At 67.6% G+C, this 20,158-nt stretch carries 21 protein-coding genes; 8 read left to right on the top strand and 13 right to left on the bottom strand.

From position 1 onward, the window contains the following. Positions 1-274 precede the first annotated feature (274 nt). The gene (locus ABDC78_RS27570; protein ID WP_178359671.1) at positions 275-1,135 is read right to left on the bottom strand and encodes an LLM class F420-dependent oxidoreductase; all 861 of its coding nucleotides are present in this window, start codon (positions 1,133-1,135) and stop codon (positions 275-277) included. Between the two features lie 81 nt (positions 1,136-1,216). On the opposite strand from ABDC78_RS27570, the gene ABDC78_RS27565 reads away from it, so the two are divergent. Further along, a complete protein-coding gene (locus ABDC78_RS27565) occupies positions 1,217-1,786 on the top strand; it encodes a TIGR03086 family metal-binding protein (RefSeq protein ID WP_178359672.1) in 570 nt (189 codons plus the stop codon). A 21-nt stretch (positions 1,787-1,807) separates the two neighbouring features. On the opposite strand, the gene ABDC78_RS27560 is transcribed toward ABDC78_RS27565, so the two are convergent. The 3 genes from ABDC78_RS27560 to ABDC78_RS27550 all read right to left on the bottom strand — a co-directional run bounded on the left by ABDC78_RS27560 (position 1,808) and on the right by ABDC78_RS27550 (position 5,183). After that, a complete protein-coding gene (locus ABDC78_RS27560) occupies positions 1,808-3,208 on the bottom strand; it encodes a GntP family permease (RefSeq protein ID WP_178359673.1) in 1,401 nt (466 codons plus the stop codon). A 68-nt stretch (positions 3,209-3,276) separates the two neighbouring features. After that, a complete protein-coding gene (locus tag ABDC78_RS27555) occupies positions 3,277-4,239 on the bottom strand; it encodes a 3-hydroxyacyl-CoA dehydrogenase family protein (protein WP_178359674.1) in 963 nt (320 codons plus the stop codon). Positions 4,240-4,262: 23 nt separating this feature from the next. Next, positions 4,263-5,183 carry a sugar phosphate isomerase/epimerase family protein gene (locus ABDC78_RS27550; RefSeq protein ID WP_178359675.1) on the bottom strand — a complete coding sequence of 307 codons (921 nt, stop codon included), beginning with the start codon at positions 5,181-5,183 and terminating at the stop codon, positions 4,263-4,265. Between the two features lie 177 nt (positions 5,184-5,360). Here ABDC78_RS27550 and ABDC78_RS27545 point away from each other — a divergent pair, with 177 nt between their 5' ends. The 4 genes from ABDC78_RS27545 to ABDC78_RS27530 all read left to right on the top strand — a co-directional run bounded on the left by ABDC78_RS27545 (position 5,361) and on the right by ABDC78_RS27530 (position 9,167). Then, the gene (locus tag ABDC78_RS27545; protein WP_178359676.1) at positions 5,361-6,083 is read left to right on the top strand and encodes a GntR family transcriptional regulator; all 723 of its coding nucleotides are present in this window, start codon (positions 5,361-5,363) and stop codon (positions 6,081-6,083) included. Positions 6,084-6,183: 100 nt separating this feature from the next. Continuing rightward, a complete protein-coding gene (gene lerK, locus ABDC78_RS27540) occupies positions 6,184-7,899 on the top strand; it encodes an L-erythrulose 1-kinase (protein WP_178359677.1) in 1,716 nt (571 codons plus the stop codon). Between the two features lie 25 nt (positions 7,900-7,924). Then, positions 7,925-8,383: a ribose-5-phosphate isomerase gene (locus tag ABDC78_RS27535; RefSeq protein ID WP_178359678.1), complete on the top strand. Its 459-nt coding sequence runs from the start codon at positions 7,925-7,927 to the stop codon at positions 8,381-8,383. Then, on the top strand, positions 8,376-9,167 hold the full coding sequence (locus ABDC78_RS27530; protein ID WP_347133248.1) for a triose-phosphate isomerase: 792 nt from the start codon (positions 8,376-8,378) through the stop codon (positions 9,165-9,167). The genes ABDC78_RS27535 and ABDC78_RS27530 overlap by 8 nt, the downstream gene beginning before the upstream one ends. Positions 9,168-9,169: 2 nt before the next feature. Here the strand turns inward: ABDC78_RS27530 and ABDC78_RS27525 are convergent, their stop codons facing one another. Both ABDC78_RS27525 and ABDC78_RS27520 read right to left on the bottom strand, forming a co-directional pair. After that, positions 9,170-10,801, bottom strand: coding sequence for a SulP family inorganic anion transporter (locus ABDC78_RS27525; RefSeq protein ID WP_178359680.1), 1,632 nt, complete (start codon positions 10,799-10,801; stop codon positions 9,170-9,172). Next, on the bottom strand, positions 10,798-11,172 hold the full coding sequence (locus ABDC78_RS27520; protein WP_178359681.1) for a metalloregulator ArsR/SmtB family transcription factor: 375 nt from the start codon (positions 11,170-11,172) through the stop codon (positions 10,798-10,800). The genes ABDC78_RS27525 and ABDC78_RS27520 overlap by 4 nt, the downstream gene beginning before the upstream one ends. Before the next feature lie 111 nt (positions 11,173-11,283). Between ABDC78_RS27520 and ABDC78_RS27515 the strand changes: the two genes are divergently transcribed. Then, entirely contained in the window at positions 11,284-12,288 is a 1,005-nt protein-coding gene (locus ABDC78_RS27515; RefSeq protein ID WP_178359682.1) for a PHP domain-containing protein, read from the top strand. 1 nt (position 12,289) lies between these two features. Here the strand turns inward: ABDC78_RS27515 and dinB are convergent, their stop codons facing one another. Next, positions 12,290-13,528, bottom strand: coding sequence for a DNA polymerase IV (dinB, locus tag ABDC78_RS27510; protein ID WP_178359683.1), 1,239 nt, complete (start codon positions 13,526-13,528; stop codon positions 12,290-12,292). A 24-nt stretch (positions 13,529-13,552) separates the two neighbouring features. Further along, the gene (locus tag ABDC78_RS27505; RefSeq protein WP_178359684.1) at positions 13,553-14,197 is read right to left on the bottom strand and encodes a TetR/AcrR family transcriptional regulator; all 645 of its coding nucleotides are present in this window, start codon (positions 14,195-14,197) and stop codon (positions 13,553-13,555) included. Positions 14,198-14,273: 76 nt separating this feature from the next. Here ABDC78_RS27505 and ABDC78_RS27500 point away from each other — a divergent pair, with 76 nt between their 5' ends. Next, on the top strand, positions 14,274-15,749 hold the full coding sequence (locus ABDC78_RS27500) for an NAD(P)/FAD-dependent oxidoreductase (RefSeq protein WP_178359685.1): 1,476 nt from the start codon (positions 14,274-14,276) through the stop codon (positions 15,747-15,749). 7 nt (positions 15,750-15,756) lie between these two features. Here the strand turns inward: ABDC78_RS27500 and rraA are convergent, their stop codons facing one another. From rraA to ABDC78_RS27475, 5 genes are all read right to left on the bottom strand, one after another. Then, entirely contained in the window at positions 15,757-16,242 is a 486-nt protein-coding gene (gene rraA / locus ABDC78_RS27495) for a ribonuclease E activity regulator RraA (RefSeq protein ID WP_178359686.1), read from the bottom strand. 7 nt (positions 16,243-16,249) lie between these two features. After that, complete coding sequence (locus ABDC78_RS27490; protein WP_178359687.1) at positions 16,250-16,705, bottom strand: hypothetical protein; 456 nt, start codon at positions 16,703-16,705, stop codon at positions 16,250-16,252. A gap of 78 nt (positions 16,706-16,783) precedes the next feature. Further along, a complete protein-coding gene (locus ABDC78_RS27485; protein ID WP_178359737.1) occupies positions 16,784-17,650 on the bottom strand; it encodes a CopD family protein in 867 nt (288 codons plus the stop codon). 53 nt (positions 17,651-17,703) lie between these two features. Beyond that, entirely contained in the window at positions 17,704-18,243 is a 540-nt protein-coding gene (locus ABDC78_RS27480) for a copper resistance CopC family protein (protein WP_256736151.1), read from the bottom strand. A 41-nt stretch (positions 18,244-18,284) separates the two neighbouring features. Beyond that, entirely contained in the window at positions 18,285-18,941 is a 657-nt protein-coding gene (locus ABDC78_RS27475) for a DUF6474 family protein (protein ID WP_178359689.1), read from the bottom strand. A gap of 215 nt (positions 18,942-19,156) precedes the next feature. On the opposite strand from ABDC78_RS27475, the gene ABDC78_RS27470 reads away from it, so the two are divergent. After that, on the top strand, positions 19,157-20,146 hold the full coding sequence (locus ABDC78_RS27470; protein WP_178359690.1) for a hypothetical protein: 990 nt from the start codon (positions 19,157-19,159) through the stop codon (positions 20,144-20,146). Positions 20,147-20,158: the final 12 nt, after the last annotated feature.

The raw sequence follows: 20,158 nt of genomic DNA, 5'->3' as shown, positions 1-20,158 counted from the left end.
CTGCGGTAAGGTGGCTCCCCGGTCCAGCTATTGGAACACCGCAGGAGTAATCACCGTGTATAACAACCCGATCGCCCGGTACCGGGTGGGGCGTATGGCCTGGTCATTGTTCCGTCACCCTGTCAAGAGCCGGGAATTCCCGGCAAAGCACGAGCGGTTGATCACCGCTGACGAACTCCTCCGTTACGGCGTCTAGCGAACTTGCGGCCGGCAGATTCGCCCCTGCGGCGGCCGGTCGCCACATGTTTGCCTGATCGTTATCGGTCTGTGACCGTCACTGGCCTTTGCTGGCGAGCAAGCCGGATTCGGTGATCGCCGAGGCCAGCGGTTCCAAGATCGACGGGTCGTAAGGCGGCGGCAGGTAGATGATCGCCAGATCCAATCCCTCAGCGCCCAAGGCGATGGCATCCTCGACCACCTTGCGGTGATTGTGGTCCTCGCCGAGCCGGATATGGGCCGACAGCGTGATGTCCTTCGGATCCCGGCCGACATCGGCGCAGTGCGCGGCGAGCACGTCGCGCTTGCGGGCGAACTCCTGCGGCGTGCCACCCACGAAGTTCCAGTGATCGGCGTACTGCGCGGTGATCCGCAGCGTGCGCTTCTCGCCGCTGCCGCCGATGCAGATCGGAGGGTGGGGTCGCTGCGGGCCTTTGGGCTCGTTGCGGGCGTCGACGAGCTGATAGAACTTGCCGTCGAACGTGGTGGTCTCCTGCGTCAGGAGACCCTTGAGCACCTGGCACGCCTCCTCGAAGCGGTCGAATCGCTCGGTGATGCTGCCGAGTTCGATGCCGTAGGCGCCGGACTCCTCCTCGTTCCAGCCCGCCCCGATCCCCAGCTCGAGGCGGCCGCCGGACACGATGTCCAAGGCCGAGGCCATATTGGCCAGGACTGCCGGGTGGCGGTATTGGATGCCGGTGACAAGCACGCCGACCCGGAGTCGGGTGGTGGCCTGGGCGAGCGCGGTCAGCGTCACCCAGCCCTCCAGGCAGGGACCGGTGGGGTCGGAGAAGATCGGATAGAAATGATCGAAGGTCCAGCCCGACTCGAACACATCGATGTCGTCGGCGGCCTTCCAGACGGCGAGCATGTCCGACCAGGTGGTGTTCTGGGGTGATGTTTTGAAGGCGAAGCGCACGTGTACCGAGATTAGTCGCGTTTCCTGGGCGGTACCTGGCACGAGCGATGAGTTTCGGCCCGACCGCAGGTCGATAACCGCATGATCGATTTGACCGAACCGTGCCGCCGCACGATCGAGGTACTGGCCCACGTCAGAGACGACCAGCTCGATGCTGCCACCCCGTGCACCGATATGACGTTGCGGGAGTTGGTGGCGCACATCGGGGCGCTGTCCGTGGCGTTCGCCGCGGCAGCCCGCAAGGAGCTCGGGCCGCTGACCGACACACCGCCCGAGGAAGTGGTTGGCCTGGAGCAGGATTGGCGCAGGAGCTATCCCGAGCACCTCGCCGCGCTGGCGCAGTCCTGGACCCGGCCCGACGCCTGGACGGGGATGACCCGGGCGGGTGGCGTCGACCTGCCGGGTGACGTGGCAGGGTCGGTGGCCCTGGCAGAGGTGGTCATCCACGGCTGGGATGTGGCCCGGGCTACCGGCCAGCCCTACGACGTCGATGCGGCCACTGCCCAGGCCTGTCTGACCCATCTCGCGCAGTTCGACACGTCAGGAACGGAAGGACTCTTCGGACCCGCGGTTGCGGTCCCGGACGACGCGCCCGTCATCGATCGCATCGTCGGGCTCAGCGGGCGTGATCCGCGATGGGCCGCGGGTTGAGCACAGCCCGGCGGGGATGCCTCAGCTGGCGACCAGATAGACCACCGAAGCCAGCGCGAACGACATGAAGCCGATCGCCGTGGCCACCACCGTCCACGTCTTCAACGTCGTCACCGTGTCGAAGCCGCAGAACCGCCCGATCAACCAGAAGCCGGAGTCGTTCACGTGGGAGAACGTGATCGAACCGGCGCAGATGCCGACGACGACCGCCGCCAGCGGAATAGCGCCGAGGTTCATCTCGGCCACGGCGGGCGCCATGATCGAACCCGCGGTGGTCGCCGCGACGGTGGCCGAGCCCTGCGCCACCCGGAAGATGATCGCGATGAGGAAGCCGGCGAGCATGACCGGCAGGCCCACGGCGTCCAGGCCGTCGGCCAGGGTCTGACCGATTCCGGTCTCGGTGAGGATTCTGCCGAAGGCGCCGCCCGCCCCGGTGATCAGGATGATCGAGCAGACCGGCGCCAGCGCATCGTCGACGAGGTTCTCCAGCACGCCGCCGATCGGCTCGCCGCGTCGTCGTCGGGGCACGACATACAGCAGCACCATCGCCAGCAGGACGGTGATCAACAGTGCCATCGAAGTCGTCCCGATCAACCGGGAGAGCTGGAACGCGATGCTGTCGTCGCTCACGGCGCCATCTGCCTCGAGCGTGGAGAACACCGTGTTGAAGAAGATCAACACCAGAGGCAGCAGCAGGACGAAGATGATCGTCCAGAAGCCCGGCCGCTCGTCCTCCGGGTAGTCCTTGGGATCGCCGAGCAGGTTCGGCACCGGCATGTTCGGATAGCGCTTGGCGATGAGCAGGCCCAGTCGGTAGCCGGCGAGGTACCACGTCGGCAGGCCGACGAGCAGCGCAACGATGACCACCATCCCGACGTCGGCACCCATCACCGTCGCCGCGGCCGTCGGGCCGGGATGCGGAGGAGTCAGCGCGTGCATCATCAGGAATGCGCCGATGGACGGCAGCACATAGAGCATGAACGATCCGCCCAGCCGCCGAGCCACGGTGTAGATGATGGGCAGCATGACGATGAAACCGGCATCGAGGAAGATCGGGAAGGCGTAGAACAGCGAGGCCACGGCAAGAGCCAGCGGTGCTCGGTCCTCGCCGAACCTCTGCAGCATCCTGTCGGCCAATGTCTGTGCGCCACCGGTCATCTCGACCAGTCGCCCGAGTACCGCGCCGAAGCCGACGAGCAACGCCACCGCCCCGACGGTGGTACTGAAGCCGTCGATCACCACGCTGACGACGTCGCCCATGCTGATGCCCGCCGCCAGGCCGGTCAGCACGCTGACCACGATCAGCGAGAAGAACGCGTGCAACCTGACCTTGATGATCAGGAACAGCAGCACGAGGATGGCGACGAGGGCGATGGCGACGAGCAGGGCGGCTGGCCGCTCCGCGAGAACTACTTCGTCCATGGGGGTTTCCTTACGGGGTTGGCAGACGAGGAAGGCGGTCGTCGACGCAGCCGCCTGATCTTGGGCGGTCAGGATCCTTTCGGCGCAGGCCCGAGCTCGCGCAGCAGATCACCCATGCGGGAGTACGCCTTGTTCCGGTAGGCGATGACTGCGGCCTTCGTGTCGTCGTCGAAGTCGCCGGTCAGGCCCTTGCCGTTCTTGGTCCCTTCGCGGCCGCCGGCAACGGCGTCCGTGAGCAGCTTCGGGGTGGCCATGCGCTCGCCGAACTCGTTCTCCAGGGTGGTGTAACCCTTGGCGTACACCGGGAGTCCGGCTTGGTCGGCGATGGCGAACGGTCCGAAGAAGCCGAGCCGGAAACCGAAGGTGGTGCGCACGATGGTGTCGACGTCCTCCACCGAAGCGACGCCCTGCTCAACGATGAGAGTCGCCTCCTTGAGCAGCGCGTACTGCAGGCGGTTCAGCGCCATGCCGGGTGTGTCGGCGACCTGGGCACCCTCGCGGCCGGCACGCACCAGGAGGTCCTTGACCGAGTCGATGACCTCCTGGGTGGTGGCCTCGCCGGCGACCAGCTCGACTCCGGGAATGAACGGTGCGGGGTTGGAGAAGTGCACGGTGAGGAACCGCTCGGGGTTGGTGACCGCGTCCACCAGCACCTTGACCGGGATGGTGGAGGTGTTGGTACCGATGATCGTGTCGGGGCGGGCGCTCTTGCAGATCCGCTCCAGGACTTCCTTTTTGACCTCGGGGTCTTCGAACACGGCTTCCATCACGAAGTCGACATCGGAGACCGCGTCGTCCAGGCTGGCGCCGGCGGTCAGGTTGCTCATGATGGTCTCTGCGCTGCCCGGGCCGAACAGTCCCTGTTCCTCGAACTCCCCGGCCTCCTTCTCCAACCTCGCGAGAGCCTCGTGGGTGGCTTCTACGCTGACGTCGGCTATCTGAACCTCGAAGCCGTTCAGGGCGAGAACCTGGGCGATTCCGCCGCCCATGTAGCCGGCGCCGACGACTGTGACGGTGTTGATCTTGCGCATGCGATGTCCTTCGGGGTTGGAGGTCAGGCGAGTGCGGATGTGAGAACCTGCTCGATGTACTCCCGGTTCTCGGCGCACACGCCCAGGGAGTCAGAGCCGTAGTGCTCGCAGCAGAACGGCCCGGTGTAGCCGAGTTCGAGTGCGAGCCGGATCATTTGGCGATAGTTGATGTATCCGTGTTTGAGCGGCAGTGGCGCGGAGCTGTACGCCCCGGTTGCGGGGTCGTAGTCGCGCGAGTAGTTCTTGATGTGCCAGAAGTTGGAGTACGGAAGGACTTTGGCGAACATCTCGCTGAAGTGTGGCATCGGCCGGTGCAGCCGGATCAGGTTGCCCAGGTCCGGGTTGAGACCTACGGCGTCGTGGTCCACGTCGCGCAGGAAGCTGACGGCCTCGTCCGGTGTCCCGATGTAGGTGTCCTCGTACATCTCGAGGCTGAGTTCGATCCCATTGGTCCGGGCATGGTCACCCAACTCGCGGATGCGTTCCACCGCCAGGTCGCGCAGCGCGGGGTCGTCGACGTGCCCCTCCACCAACCAGAACCAGATCTGCTCGCCCTGCTCGGGGGTGATCGCCTGCATGAATCCGGTGTTCACGATGGTGGCACCGAAGGATGGCGCCAGATCGATGAGGCGGTGCGCGTCGGCGAGGTTCTGGGGGCCGTTGGTCACGTCGACCACCGAATTGCGGGTCATCGAGATCGACGAGATCGCCAGACCCTCGTCTCCCAGGACGGTGCGGAACTCCTCGACACGATCGTCCGACAGGGCGGCCAACGGAACCCACGCATCGGTGGGATCGATGTAGTCGAACCCGAGTTCGCGGACTTGGCGCAGCTGCGCGGCCCACACCGAGGCCGGCGCGTCCTTGATGTGGCCGCCGTCGGGTGCGCGATTGCCGAACCCGAGCATGTTGGCCGCGATCGGCCAGGTGTGAGCCGAATGCATACGGACCTCCGTCGTGATCTAGATCATGGGGTGATCTAGATCATATAGGATATAGGCCAGCAGGTGCCCGATGTCAATGCCGGGTTAAACTCTGTCCCCTGGATCAGAGCGCGTCTGCGTCGGTGGTGACACCGGCGAAATGCGGAAAGGCCCGAGGTGGGAGCCGACGAGTACGCGATGCCTGTGCGCAGCACGCTTGTCGACCAGGTCTACGAGCGCCTGATGGACCTGCTCCTCGACGGCACGCTGCACTCCGGAGATCCGATCAGCATCGACGGGACGGCACGGCACCTGGGCGTCTCGCCCACGCCGGTGCGCGAGGCATTGGCCCGTCTCGAGTCCACCGGAAATGTCGTCCGGGTGGCCATGCGCGGGTACCGCGTGCCGGAGATGCCCGATGCCAAGGAGATCGCGGACATCATGGATGCCCGTCTGCTCATCGAGTCCCAGTTGGCGGAACTGGCCTGTGCCAGGGCCGATGCCGGCCTGTTGGACGCCCTGGAGAACGCGATCGCCGAGCAGGAACGGGCACCGCACACCTCCGATGCCGCGGCGATCAGGGCCTACCACCGTGCAGACGAGCGTTTCCACCGGCTGATCGCCGAACATGCCGACAACGGTGCGCTGTTGCGCGCCTATGACGCACTGGGCGGCCACGGGCAGCGGTTCCGGCTGTTCATCGGCGTGGGCGTCCAGGATTCGGCGTGCGCGATCGCCGAGCACCGCGAGCTTCTGGCCGCGCTGCGGCGGGGGTACGGCCCCGAGGTGTACCGCATCATGCACACCCACATCGGGGGCGTGAAGGAACGTGCTCTGGCCGAGCACGCACAGGCCGTGCGGATCAGGCCGACGCGCAACGCCGACGGGCGCCTGCAGAACGGCGATCTACCCGACCGGTGATTTAGTGCCCGCAAATCCTATAGGATTGTGAGATCGAACACTGGGTCGGTCAGCTCCTAGCGGCGCTGACCGGCGCACGGCGCATCCGAAGGACGGAACAATGACGTACCTCCTCAACTCTCCAGACGACTTCGCCGACGAGGCGGTTCATGGCCTCGTGGCCTCCCACCCCGAACTCCTCGCCGAGGTCCCCGGTGGAGTGGCCCGCGCGACGCAGACGCCCCAGGGGCAGCCCGCACTCGTGATAGGCGGCGGGTCCGGGCACTATCCCGCCTTCGCCGGGTGGGTCGGCCCCGGTATGGGCCACGGCGCGCCCTGCGGCAACATCTTCTCCTCGCCCTCTGCCTCGGAGGTGTACTCCGTGGTGCGCAACGCCGAGAACGGCGGCGGCGTCATCCTGGGTTTCGGCAACTACGCCGGGGACGTCCTGCACTTCGGTCTCGCCGCGGAAAAGCTGCGTCACGAGGGAATCGACGTGCGCATCGTCACCGTCAGCGACGACATCGCCTCCAACGAGCCGGAGAACCACCGCGACCGCCGGGGCGTCGCCGGTGACCTACCCGTCTTCAAGATCGCCGGGGCGGCCATCGAGACCGGTGCGGATCTCGACGAAGCCGAGCGGGTGGCCTGGAAAGCTAACGACGCGACTCGTTCGTTCGGTTTGGCGTTCGACGGGTGCACGCTGCCCGGGGCCGAAGGGCCGCTCTTCCACGTCGAGAAGGGACAGATGGGCGTGGGACTCGGAATCCACGGCGAGCCGGGCGTGCGGGACGACCGTCTCGGCACCGCGGCCGAGGTCGCCGACCTGCTGTTCGACCAACTAATGACCGAAGAGCCGGAGCGCGGCGAGCACGGATACGACGGCCGAGTCGCAGTGATCCTGAACGGGCTCGGCACGGTGAAGTACGAAGAGCTCTTCGTCGTTTACGGGCGCATCGCCCAACGCCTCGAGGAAAAGGGTCTCACCGCCGTGCGCCCGGAGGTCGGCGAGTTCGTCACCAGCCTCGACATGGCCGGCCTGTCGCTGACGCTGGTGTTCCTCGACGAGGAACTGGAAAAGCTGTGGATGGCACCGGTGGAGACGCCCGCCTACCGACGCGGGGCGATGCCGGATGTGGAACGTCCTGCGCGCAAAAGCATCTGGGACGCGGCCGAGGCGGAGATCCCGCAGTCGAGCGAGGACTCCCGGGCCTGCGCCCAGCGCATCGTCTCAGTGCTGGAGACCTTTCAGACGGTGTGCGCCGAGAACGAGGCCGAACTGGGCCGCCTCGACGCGGTCGCCGGCGACGGTGATCACGGCCAGGGGATGGCGTTCGGCTCTCGCGGCGCTGCACAAGCTGCCCGCGCGGCCGCCGAACAGGGCGCCGGCGCTCGGACCACGCTGCTGCTGGCCGGTCAGGCATGGGCCGACTCGGCCGGGGGCACTTCGGGCGCCCTCTGGGGGGCGGCGCTGACCAGCGCCGGGGGTGTCTTCTCCGACACCGACAAGGGCAACGATCACAACGTCGTCGACGCGGTCAGCGCGGGGATCGACGCCATCATGCGGTTGGGCGGCGCAAAGCCGGGTGACAAGACCATGGTCGACGCCGCCGTGCCGTTCCGCGACGCCCTGGCCGACGCCTTCGGAGCCGAGGCAGGACCGGCCATCACGACCGCAGCCGGCGTGGCCCGCGATGCGGCCGACAAAACAGCGGACATCACGGCGCGGTTGGGCCGCGCGCGGGTTCTCGGGGACAAGAGTGTCGGGACCCCGGACCCTGGCGCGCTGTCGTTCTCGATGCTGATGGCTGCCCTCGGCGAGCATCTGAGCCGCTGAACCGAACCCCTGGAAGGAGCGAACCATGGCACTGAGAATCGTGGTCGGCGGCGACAACGCCGGATTCAACTACAAAGAGGCGCTGCGCAAGGACCTCGAGGCCGACGACCGGGTGGAGGTGGTGGCCGACGTCGGTGTCGGCGACCCACAGGACGACACGGCCTACCCCAACGTGGCCGTCGCTGCCGCCGAGAAGATCGCCAACGGCGAGGCCGACCGTGCGCTGCTGATCTGCGGAACCGGTCTGGGCGTTGCGATTTCAGCGAACAAGGTCAAAGGCGTCCGCGCCGTGACCGCCCACGACATCTACTCGGTGCAACGGTCCGTGCTGTCGAACAACGCGCAGGTGCTGTGCATGGGCGAGCGGGTCGTGGGGCTGGAGCTGGCGCGAACGCTGGTCAAGGAATGGCTCGGTCTGGAGTTCGACCCGCAGTCCTCCTCTGCGGCCAAGGTCGATGCCATCTGCGCGTACGAGGGTGACTGACACGGGGGTGATCGGCGTGGGCCCGTTGTGGGTGGGCACCAGCTGGAAGATGAACAAGGGACTCACCGAGTCCCGCAGCTACGTCCGGGCACTGTCCGACCATGTCGGACGGAAAGGCCTTCCAGGCGTACAGCCTTTTGTCATCCCGTCGTTCACTGCGCTCGCCGCCGCGCGCGATGAGTTGGGAGCCGATTCGCCGGTTCTGCTCGGTGCGCAGAACGCGCACTGGGAGGACGCCGGAGCGTGGACCGGCGAGGTGTCCGTCGCCCAGGTGAAGGACGCCGGTGCCCAGATCGTCGAGATCGGCCATTCCGAGCGGCGCGAGCACTTCGGCGAAACCGTGGAGACGACCCGGCTCAAAGTCGCCGCCGTTCTGGCCCACGGGCTCGTCCCACTGCTGTGCATCGGGGAGAGCGCCGAGGTCAAACGCGCCGGCGAATCGACGCGGTTCATCCTGGAGCAGGCGGCCGGTGCGCTCGAGGGTCTCAGCGCAGAGCAGTTGGGTCGCGTCCTGATCGCCTACGAACCCATCTGGGCGATCGGAGAGAGCGGCCGTCCTGCCACGGTTGACGAGCTGCGGGAGCCCTTCGCCGAACTGGGGCGCGAATACGGCGGCCGCATGACGGGATTGCTCTACGGCGGCTCGGTCGATCTCGACAACGCCGAGGAACTGCTGGGCATCGACCACGTCGGAGGGTTGTTCGTCGGTCGGGCCGCGTGGCAGTTGCCCGGATACCTGAGGCTGCTCGAGATCGCCGCAGCTCACCCCAAGGCGACCGGCTGAGCTCATCGGGCCGCCGAGCTCACGTGAGTGCGGGCGTGTTCGATCGCTTCGTCGAGGGTGTCCACGAGGTGGTGCTGGTGACGCAACGAGTCGAAGACGCCGACATTCGCCAACAGCGTCGTGTGTTCGGCGCGAACACCTTTGATGATGACCGTGATGCCCCGGCCCTCGAGTTCGGTGCAGATCTGGGCCAGCGTGTTCGCACCGGTGGCGTCGAGCATGCCCAGCTGTGACATCCGGATGATGACCACCGACGTCCGCTGGTGTTCGGCGTCCACGATGGCGGTCGAGATGCGTTCGGCCACACCGAAGAACATCGCGCCGTCGAGGCGAAGCAGCACTATCTCGTCGTCGCCGGGACGGTGGGGTCCGGGCAACACCTCCCGGACGACGCTGCTTCTTCGGGCCACACTGCGCAGTGCGAAGAACGCCGCGACGAGGACACCGATCTCGACGGCCTCGATCAGGTCGAAACACACCGTGACAAAAGCCGTCAGGATGAACAACAGGGCATCAGAGCGGGTGGAACGCAGGATCTTCCGGATGGTTGATCCGGAGATCATCCGGAATGACGTGACCATCAGCACGCCCGCCAGCGCGGCGAGCGGGATCGCCGATACCGGTCCGGTAGCCAGGTAGACCACACCGAGCAGAACTGCCGAGTGTGTGATCGCCGAAAGCCGGGTGCGGGCGCCGGATCTCACGTTGACGGCCGTGCGGGCGATTGCGCCGGTCGCCGGCATCCCGCCGAACACTCCGGATGCGACAGAGGCGAGCCCCTGACCGACCAGTTCCCGGTCGGGGTCGTAGGGTCCGGTCGGCGCCATCGTCGCGGCGACCCGCGCCGAGAGCAGGGATTCGATTGCCGCCAACGCGGCGATGGCCAGTGCCGCACCGACGACGTCGCGCAGTGCGCCGAGGTCGGCGTGCGGGAGCACCGGGGCGGGCAGATTCGACGGCAGTTCGCCGATGGTGGCGATCGGTATGTCCAGCGCGACGACCAGCACGGTGACCGCGACGACCGCCGTCAGTGATTCCGGGATGGCCCGGTGCAGATGGGGCAGCAGAATCATCAGCAGTGCGATCAGCGCGACCGCGCCGAGAGTGATTGCCGCCTGGGTCCAGTCGGCGTTGGTGAGGATCCGCCACGCCGCTGCGAGCGTCCTCTCGCCGGGCGGACTCGTGGTGGCGAACGCCGCGGGAACCTGCTGCAGGAAGATGATGGCCGCGATGCCGAGCGTGAATCCCTCGATCACCGGCCACGGGATGAACGTCACAGCCCGGCCGAGTCCGGTGACACCGGCGGCCAGCACGATCAGGCCGGCCAGCACGGTGACCAGGGCGATGCTTCCGACGCCGTGCAGGACGACGATCGGTGCCAACACCACGGCCATGGCCCCGGTCGGACCCGACACCTGGACATGCGAGCCGCCGAACACAGCGGCGACGAGTCCGGCGACCACCGCGGTGATGAGTCCGGCGGCGGCGCCGACCCCCGAACTGATGCCGAACGCGAGGGCGAGGGGGAGTGCGACGACGCCGACGGTGACCCCGGCCAGGATGTCGCGTCGCCATGACCGGGAGAGGTGCGAGTAGTCGAGGCGGCTGGGCAGCAGGCGGGCGACGCTTCTCATCGAGGTTGCACCGGGGGTAGCGATCTGAGTGCTTTGAGCTGATCACGTTGTGCACCAAGGGTATCGGCGAGAAATACGCGCGCGATCACGAGCAACTCGGAGATCTTGGGATGCGCCAACCGGTAGAAGACCGCGTTGCCCACTCGGTCACTGGTGACGACGTGGTGGCGCTTGAGCACTGCAAGGTGCTGGGAGAGCAGGGTGGGCTCGATGTCGGTCTGGGCCAGGATTTCGCTGACCGGCGTCGGCTGTCCGCCGGCGGACAGGATCTCCAGGACGCGGATCCGGGCGGGATGGGCCAGGGCCTTGAACAGGTTGGCCTTGATCTCGTACAGCGGCCTGTCCGGGGCGTTCGGGACTCGGTCCGGCATGGACGGCCTCTCGGATTGATGGATTGAATGATTACTCAATCCACTGTATCCGCTGCCGCCCTCCTTCCGGTGACAGTGTGGCGAGGCCGACCTTTTGGGCACACTGGAGCCATGGACCCGGTGACCGCGCTACGCCAGATCGCCTACTACAAGGATCGCGCGCGCGAAGACTCCCGCCGGGTGATGGCCTACCGCAACGCCGCCGACGTCGTCGAAGCGCTCACCGAACAGCAGCGGGAAAAACACGGGGCCGCCAACAGTTGGCAGTCGCTACCGAAGATCGGACCCAAGACCGCCGGGGTCATCGCGCAGGCGTGGGCCGGTCATGAGCCCGACGCGCTCACGGAACTGCGCGAAGCCGCCGAAGATCTCGGCGGCGGCGAGATCCGCGCCGCCCTGCGCGGCGATCTGCATGTCCACTCGAACTGGTCGGATGGCTCGGCGCCGATCGAAGAGATGATGATGGCGGCACGCGATCTCGGCCATGAGTACTGCGCGCTCACCGACCACTCGCCACGACTCAGAATTGCCAACGGCTTGTCACCGGAGCGGCTGCGCCAGCAACTCGACGTCATCGACGAAATCCGCGAAAAGGTTGCTCCGATGCGGATTCTCACCGGGATCGAGGTCGACATCCTCGAGGACGGCTCGCTGGATCAGGAGCCCGAACTGCTCGACCGCCTCGACGTCGTCGTCGCCAGCGTGCACTCCAAACTCGCGATGGACGCGCCCGCGATGACCCGACGGATGCTCAAGGCGGTGACCAATCCGCACACCGATGTGCTCGGTCACTGCACCGGCAGGCTCGTCACCGGCGGCCGCGGCCAGCGTCCCGAATCGAAGTTCGACGCCGAGAAGGTCTTCACCGCCTGCCGGGACAGCGGCACTGCCGTGGAGATCAACTCCCGTCCAGAACGCCGTGATCCGCCGACGCGTCTACTCGACCTCGCGATCGACATCGGGTGTGTCTTCTCCATCGACACCGATTCGCACGCGCCCGGTCAGTTGGAGTTTCTCGGCTACGGCGCTCAACGCGCGCTGGATGCCGGGTTGGCCGCCGACCGGATAGTCAACACCTGGCCTGCCGGCAAGCTCCTCGAATGGACCGACGCCTGAATCAGTCCGGCAGCATCGGCATCTCCAGGCCGGGGTCGCGCCCCAGCAGTACCCCGCGCGTCAGGGCGGCGTTGCCGTAGCGGCCCCGGACCCGGTCGATCGCCACGTCGATGGTCAGCGAGTCCCGGGTGTGCACCGCTTCGGCGAATGGCAGCTCCATCTGTTGGGCTCCGTCGCGGTCGATGTTGCACACGGCGAAGCCGACCAGCGTCAGGCCGCGCTCGGCGATCAGCGGGCCCGCTGCGGCGACCAAGGCGCGTGCGGCACCGAGAACGACGTCGGTTGATGCGGTGGCCTGCGGCATCGTGTGCGAGCGCGTCGCCCGGCCGAAGTCGTCGAAGCGCAACCGCAGCACCACGGTGCGACCGGATCGACCGGCCTTGCGCATCCGTCGGGTGATCCGGTCGATCAGATTGACGACGACGGCGTCCACGTCGGCCGGCGACATCGTGTTGCCTGCCCGTCCGAGCGCGCGTTGCGCGCCCACCGAACGACGGCGATGACCCGTCACCACCCGGCGGTGATCGATGTTGCGGGACAACGCAAAAAGCTGCCTCCCCATCGCCCCGCCGACCATGGAGTTCAGCATCGGTTCGCTGAGCTCCGCCACGTCGGCGACGGTCTGGATACCGTGCGCGCGCAGTTTGTCGGCGGTCTTCGCCCCGACCCCCCACAGTCGACGCACCGGTAACGGGTGCAGAAAGGCCAACTCGCGGTCCGGTGGCACCAGGAGAAGCCCGTCGGGTTTTCCCTCCTGGCTCGCGACCTTGGCGAGGAACTTGGTGCGGGCGATGCCGACGGTGATCGGCAGCCCGACCCGGTCGCGGACCTCTTCGCGAAGCCGGGCGCCGATCTGGACCGGGGTGCCCGCCACCCGGCGTAACCCGGAGACGTCGAGGAACGCCTCGTCGACCGACAGCGGTTCGACAACCGGAGTGGTGTCGTGGAACACCTCGAACACCGCAGTGCTGGCCTGCGAGTACGCCCCCATCCGCGGTGGGACCACCACGGCGTGGGGACACAGCGCCCGGGCCTGGCGTCCACCCATCGCGGTGCGCACCCCGTAGGCCTTCGCCTCATAGCTGGCAGCCAGAACGACGCCGCCGCCGACGATCACCGGCCGGCCGCGCAGCGTGGGATCATCACGCTGCTCGACCGACGCGTAGAACGAGTCGAGGTCGGCGTGCAGGATGGTCGCCGACCGGGCCGGCGATCGCGCAGAGGCGTCGGACACGAACATATGTTCGCATCCACTGCCGACAGGTCAGGCTGTCCCGGCGCCGTAGATGCTCGTGGTCCAGATGTGGACGAGGTTGTCGAGGACTCTGTCGTCGGCGAGGGCGGGCTGGTGGCCGGCGAACGACGCCGTCATCACCGATTCGTTCATCAGGTTCAGCGCGGTGGACAACTCGAGGGCGGGCAGCGTCACCGGCGCCGCACCGGCCGCCCGTTCGGCCTCGATGACCGCGGCGATGTGATCGATCCAGCGTTGCATCGACGTCGCCCACAGGTCACGGGCCTCGGAGTGGGTGGACTTGAGCGCGACCGTGGCCGCGCAGACCGCCCGGTGTGCGCCGAAGGTCCGGACGAATGCGTTGATGCCGTCACGCCAGATCGCGCGGCGGTCCGCGGGTCGATTCGCGATCAACCGCTGCAGGGCGGCGTCGGCCTCGCCGATCACCCGCTCGAGAAGCGTGAGCAGGACGGCATCTTTGGAGGAGAAGTAGAAGTAGAACGTCGGGCGCGAGATGCCGGCCCCCCGGGCCAGATCGTCGACCGAGATCTCGGCCAGCGATCGGCCTTCGAGGAGCCGCTCGGCGGTCTCCAGGATGGCCAGCTCGCGATCGTCCCCGGATGGGCGCGCGGCGCGTCGGCCCCGGCCGGGGCGGGCTTGGCTGGCAGTCGTCACGTCCGCGACTTTACATCACGTCGAGTTTCTCGACAGACTGTTGACTTATTCGACACCGCGTTGATAACTTGACGTCATGACCGAATTTGTCGACGTAGTGATCGTGGGAGCCGGCATCTCCGGCATCAGCGCCGCTTGGCATCTGCAGGACCGCTGTCCGGGCAAGAGCTATGTGATCCTGGAACGCCGGGACAATCTCGGCGGCACCTGGGACCTGTTCAAGTACCCGGGCATCCGTTCGGACTCCGACATGTTCACCCTCGGCTTCCGGTTCAAGCCGTGGACTTCGGACAAGGCGATCGCCGATGGGCCGGACATCATGGCCTACCTCCAGGAGACCGTCGCCGAGTCCGGCATCGACAAGCACATCCGTTACGGCCAGAACGTCAAGTCCGCCGACTGGTCCGACGAGGACAGTCGCTGGACGGTGCACGTGGATCGCGACGGCGAGCAGATCGAGATCTCTGCCCGGTACCTGATGGCGTGCAGCGGCTACTACAACTACGACCAGGGCTTCTCGCCCGAGTTCGCGGGATCCGAGGACTTCGCCGGCACCATCATCCACCCGCAGCACTGGCCCGAGGATCTCGACTACACGGGCAAGCGCATCGTCGTCATCGGCAGTGGTGCCACCGCCATCACTCTCATTCCGGCACTTGCCAATTCAGGGGCCGGCCACGTGACGATGCTGCAGCGGTCGCCGACCTACGTCGGCGCGCTGCCCGACGTGGACCCGTTCACCGTCCGGATGAACAAGACACTGCCCACCAAACCGGCCTACGTCGTGAACCGTTGGAAGAGCATCGTTTTCCAGTCGGCGCAGTACCAGCTCGCCCGCCGTTTCCCGAAATTCATGCGCAAGACGTTGATGACGATGGCGCAGCGCCGCCTGCCTGAGGGTTATGACGTCGCCAAGCACTTCGGACCCAGTTACAACCCGTGGGACGAGCGGCTGTGCCTCGCGCCCAACGGCGACCTGTTCAAGACGATCCGCTCGGGCAAGGCCGACGTGGTCACCGATACGATCGAGCGGTTCACCGCTGCGGGCATCAAGCTGTCGTCCGGTCAGGAACTCGAAGCCGACATCATCGTCACGGCAACGGGTTTGAACCTCCAGCTGTTCGGCGGGGCGCAGATCACCCGCAACGGCAAGGAGATCGAACTCAACGACACGATGGCCTACAAGGGCATGATGCTGACCGAGATGCCCAACATGGCCTTCACCATCGGGTACACCAATGCGTCGTGGACCCTGAAGGCAGACCTGGTCTCGGAGTTCTTCTGCCGCGTCATCAACCACATGGACGCCAACGACTACGACACCGTCGAGCCGCGCCATCCGGGCAACAGTGTGGACGAGCGCCCGCTGATGGACTTCACGCCCGGCTATGTGTTGCGGGCGCTGGATTACCTGCCGAAGCAGGGTTCGCGTGCACCGTGGCGGCTCAAGCAGAACTACCTGATCGACCTGCAGTCCATCCGGCGCGGGAAGGTGGACGACGACGCGTTGGCCTTCTCCCGGAACCGGGTGCCTGCGACGACATCCGCGTAGCCGGTAGTCAGCCCGGGGCAGCGACGACGACGATGCCGTCGTCGTCGCTGTGCGCGATGTGCCCGGGTACGAACACCACGCCCCCGAACTCGACGGCGCCGTCACGCACGCCCTCGCCGGTCTTGGAGCTCTTACGCGGGTTGGTGCCCAGCGCCTTGATGCCGATGTCGAGCGTCCGGAGCACCGCCGCATCCCGCACCGCGCCGTTGATGATTAGGCCCGACCACCCGTTGGACCGGGCCAACTCGGCGATCAGGTCACCGACCAGCGCGGAGTGCACCGATCCGGCCCCGTCGATCACCAGCACACCGCCGTCGCCCGGTTCGGAGAGCACCGACTTGAGCAGGGCGTTGTCCTCGAAGCACCGCACGGTGGTGATCGGCCCGGCGAACTGGGCGCGGCCGCCGTACTGACCGAGCTGCAGATCGCAGCTGCGGACGTCGGAACCGATCTCGTCGACGAGGTCGGCGGTGGGGCGGGGGTTAACAGTCATGAATTGTCTACTCGCCACTGCTGCGTCGGGCGACGTAGAGCACCGCGACGATCGTCAACAGCCCGGCGATCAGCGCCGCGGCGACGGGAAGACGCGACGAGTCGTGTTCGTCCCGCTGGGCCGGGGGCGCGCCGGCGACTGTGTCGGTGGCGGTGGCGACGGCTGCTTTGGCTTGTGCTGCTGCCTCTTTGGCGGCCGAGGCCAGGTCGCCGTTCGTCTTCGCGAGTGGCGTGGGAGACGCCTGTGGCGCAGGTGCCGGGGCCTTCTTGGCGGGTACAGCTTTCTTCGCCGGAGCCTTCTTGGCAGCAGCTTTCTTCGCGGGAGCCTTCTTCGCAGCGCTCGCCTTCTTGGCGGGCACGGCCTTCTTCGCGGCCGGCGCCTCGTTCACCGGCGGCGCCGACGGTTCGCGCGCAGGGGTGGCGGCATCGGGACTCTCGTCGGGCCGATCCGGCTGGTCTGCCATGTAACTGCTCCTTTTGCGTGGTCTGCACCCGGCAGTGTCCCCATCATGCCAGGGGGCGAACTCACGTCGATTCTGGCGTCATCCGGTGACCGCGAGGGCGGCGGCCGCAGCCAATGTCACGGCCATCAGCGCCAGTTCGGTGTATGCGCGTGAGCGTGAGATGACGGCCGTGGCACGGTGCGCTCGCGCGGCGGGCAGCCAGTGCGCCCGATTACGCCATGCCAAGGCCATCAGCACTGCGGTCAGCACGATCTTGGCGGTCAGCACCCTGCCGTACCCGGTGGTGTACAGATCGGTGGGTGAGCTGATCACCACTGCTGCGCCGACGACGCCTGCCGCCAGCAGCACCGCGACGCACCACAGCGACAGCCCAGAGAAGCGGGGCAGTACCCGGGCCCATTGACCGCGGTGCTCGACGGTGAGGACCAGACCGGCGAGAACGCCGCACCACAGCGCCGCGGCGAGGGCGTGGACCGCGATCGCGGTCCCTCCCCACGGGCTCGCCGACAGATGCCCGGTCAGCGGGTGCCCGAGAATGCCGACCGCAGCCACGCCGGCGGCGACGGCGCGCGACGGGCCTGAGCGCGGGGCGATCGCGGCGATCAGGAGCACCGCTGCGGCGCCGGTCACCGTGACCAGACCCGCGCGCCCCGGAGCGGTGTACAGGGTGAAGTCTGCGGCGGTCCTCAGCCCGAGGCCGGTGGGACCCGTCCCCGCCGCCTCGGCCGCTGCGAGGACGAGCCGGACGAACTCGGCGATCACCCACGCGGCCGATGCGGCCACCAGCGGTGAGGTGGTGCGCTGCGCGAACTCGTCGCGGTGCCGTCCGGTGTCCAGGGCCGGCAGAACGGCCAGGCCCAGGGTGACGACCGCCGCCCCGTCGGCGACCGCCCTGGCCATCGCGGGAGCCAGAGAAGTGTCGGGATACGCCAGTGCCCAGGCCATCGCACATGCCGCGACGGTGACAAGGACAGCGCCCGCCACCGCGCGATAGTGCGTCACGACCTGCGCCGGACCGCCAATATCGCGCCGGCCGCCACGATCGCCGACGCCGCGGCGGCGATCGGCCAGACCGGGATGCCGCCGTCGTCGCCGGCCGCTGTCGGAGGTTCGGGGGTGGCCACCGGCGACGCGGACGTCGTCGGCGGCTCCACGGTGCCGGGTGCGGACGCGATCAGGCGGTACGACCACGAGCCGGTGACGACGTGTCCATCGGCGGAGGTTGCCCGGTAGTTCACGGTGTAGTCGCCGGAGGGACCGCCGGGGCGCACGCCGACGCTGATCACCGCGCCGTCGACCTCGGGTTCACCGTCGGTCCACTGATCGCCGTCGGGTCCGATCACCGTCATCGCCGCGAACTGGGCCTGCATCGGCTCGTTGAAGGTTGCGCTCACGCGGGCCGGCTGTTCGGTCAACTCGGTGTTCTCGGCGGGGTCGGCGGCGATCCGGGTGGCGTGTGCCCACGCCGGTCCGGCCTGCGTCAGTGCCCCGGCGAGGAGACCGACGGTGAGCGCGGCGCCGACGAGGACAAGGACCATGGCGGGGACGGTTCGCTGCAGTGCTCTCATCGGGTCGGGTGTCAGACCACGCCCAGGCGCGCCAGCAGGTCGGCGTCGATGCCGTCGAGTTGCTCGGCGATGGCGGCGTGGGCGGCTTTCCGGCGTGCGGTGGGCATGTTCTCCGCCGCAGTGACCGCGGCTGCCAGGTCGCTGAGCCGTTCGGTCATGGCGGCGGTGAACTGCTTGGTCTCCGGGTCCTTGGGCTTCTTCTCGGACAACTGACGCAGCGACTGTTCGGCCCCCGCGATCCGCGCCGAGAACTGGGCACCGTGTCCGGAGAACTGCCCGAGCTGGCTCAGCGGCACGCCCAGCTTGTCAGCCCGACGCTCGTCGATCAGCCCGCGAGCGGCAATGGACGCGCGGTAGACCAGGGGCACCACCACCGGCGCCAGCAAACGCGACACGGTGAGTGCCCTGCGAACCTTCGTGGGCGAGAACAACTTGCCCTCGCGGGCGGCCTTCAACTGTGTTTCAGCAACTTTGAGCGCCGCCCGGTCACTGTCGCGCTGCGCGTTGAGCTGGGCCCGCAGCGCCCGTGTCTGGGCTTTCTGCTCGGACTTGAACCGACGGACCTCGTTCTTGGCCGACAGCCTGGCTTCGAGCTTGGCCTTCGCCTTGATCGCGCGGGCCTCGGCCCGGCGGGTAGCGCGGGATTTACGTCGTTTGAACAGACTCATCCCTGCGGCCTCCCAAGATCTTTCGTCGACACATCCCGCCGGGTATTCAGCGGTGGCGCTGACCAAACCCTAGCGTTCGGCGCCGACCGGGGTGGCTGCGGCCCGGCAACCAAGGCGTTTGGGCTTCTCAGCAAACCGCAGCGCGCGATTGTGCGAGAATCGACCCAGCATCGGGGGTCGGACGGCACCAGGTACGTCGAAGGGCAGGTGGCGACGTGGGTTCGCGTGCGCGTGTTGCCGCAGCGGCCTGCGTTGCGGCCTCGGGATTGCTGTTCGGCGGTGTGGGCAGCGCCGTTGCGGTCGCCGACACGGGACAGCCCACCAGCGGTGACACCTCAGATCGCCAGACCGACGCCGCGCCATCGGCGGATGGTCGCCCCGACTCGAGGGAATCGGACGGGGATCCTTCCAGGGGCGAACGCGAGGGCGACAAGCGCGACGAACCGGGGTCCGGCGACGAAAAGGAGGGGTCCGGCGACGAAGCCGAACCCGCAGTCCGCGAGGACGACGGGACGGTCGATCCGAAAGCCGAGGACGAACCCGGGGTTCCCCCGCGGGATGAAGACGGGGACAAGGAACCACCTCCGCCGTGCTGTGACGACGGCGAAGACGACTGCTGGCCATGGCCGTGGCCGCAACCGGACACCGACCCGCCGCAGTCGGGTGGCGACGGCGGCGGTTATCCGGGACGGCCTCCGGTGGGGCTGCCGTTTCCGCCGATCGGCATTCCACCGGAGATCCCTCCTCCGGTGGGGGAGCCCATCGAGCCCGAGATCGTGGATACGGTGCCCGGCGTCGGGGTGGCCGGAACCGGGCTCTCCGGCGCTCCGATCAGCGTGCCCGTTCTTGTTGTCGCCCCGACTGTTCTGGGTCCCGGGCCGGCCGGTCTCGCGGCCGGTCCGACCGGCAGCGGCGCCGGATCGTCGTTGCCGGCGGCGCCGCGCCAGGGTCCTGCGGAACCGCCCAGAGTCCGTGAGCCGCTCCCGGCGACCGCGGGCGGCCCTGCCACGCTGCCCGCGTCGTCCTTCCGCGTCGGATACGGCGAGTATTTGAGGTCCGCCGGAATGGCGCAGATCGCCGTGCTCGCGGTGCCGGGTCTGCTCGGGATTCTGGTACTCACCGGAGCGGGGGGCTTTGTAGGGTACCGCCAGGCCAAAGCAGGCCATGCGGTCCGCCACAGCGGTGTCGGGCGGTACATGAACTAGCGGGAATCGCTC

Source organism: Mycobacterium sp. DL (genome assembly GCF_039729195.1).
In the GTDB taxonomy this organism is placed as follows: Bacteria; Actinomycetota; Actinomycetes; order Mycobacteriales; family Mycobacteriaceae; genus Mycobacterium; species Mycobacterium hippocampi_A.
Note: the sequence above shows the minus strand (reverse complement) of the source record. Positions and strands in the feature narration are given on the sequence as shown.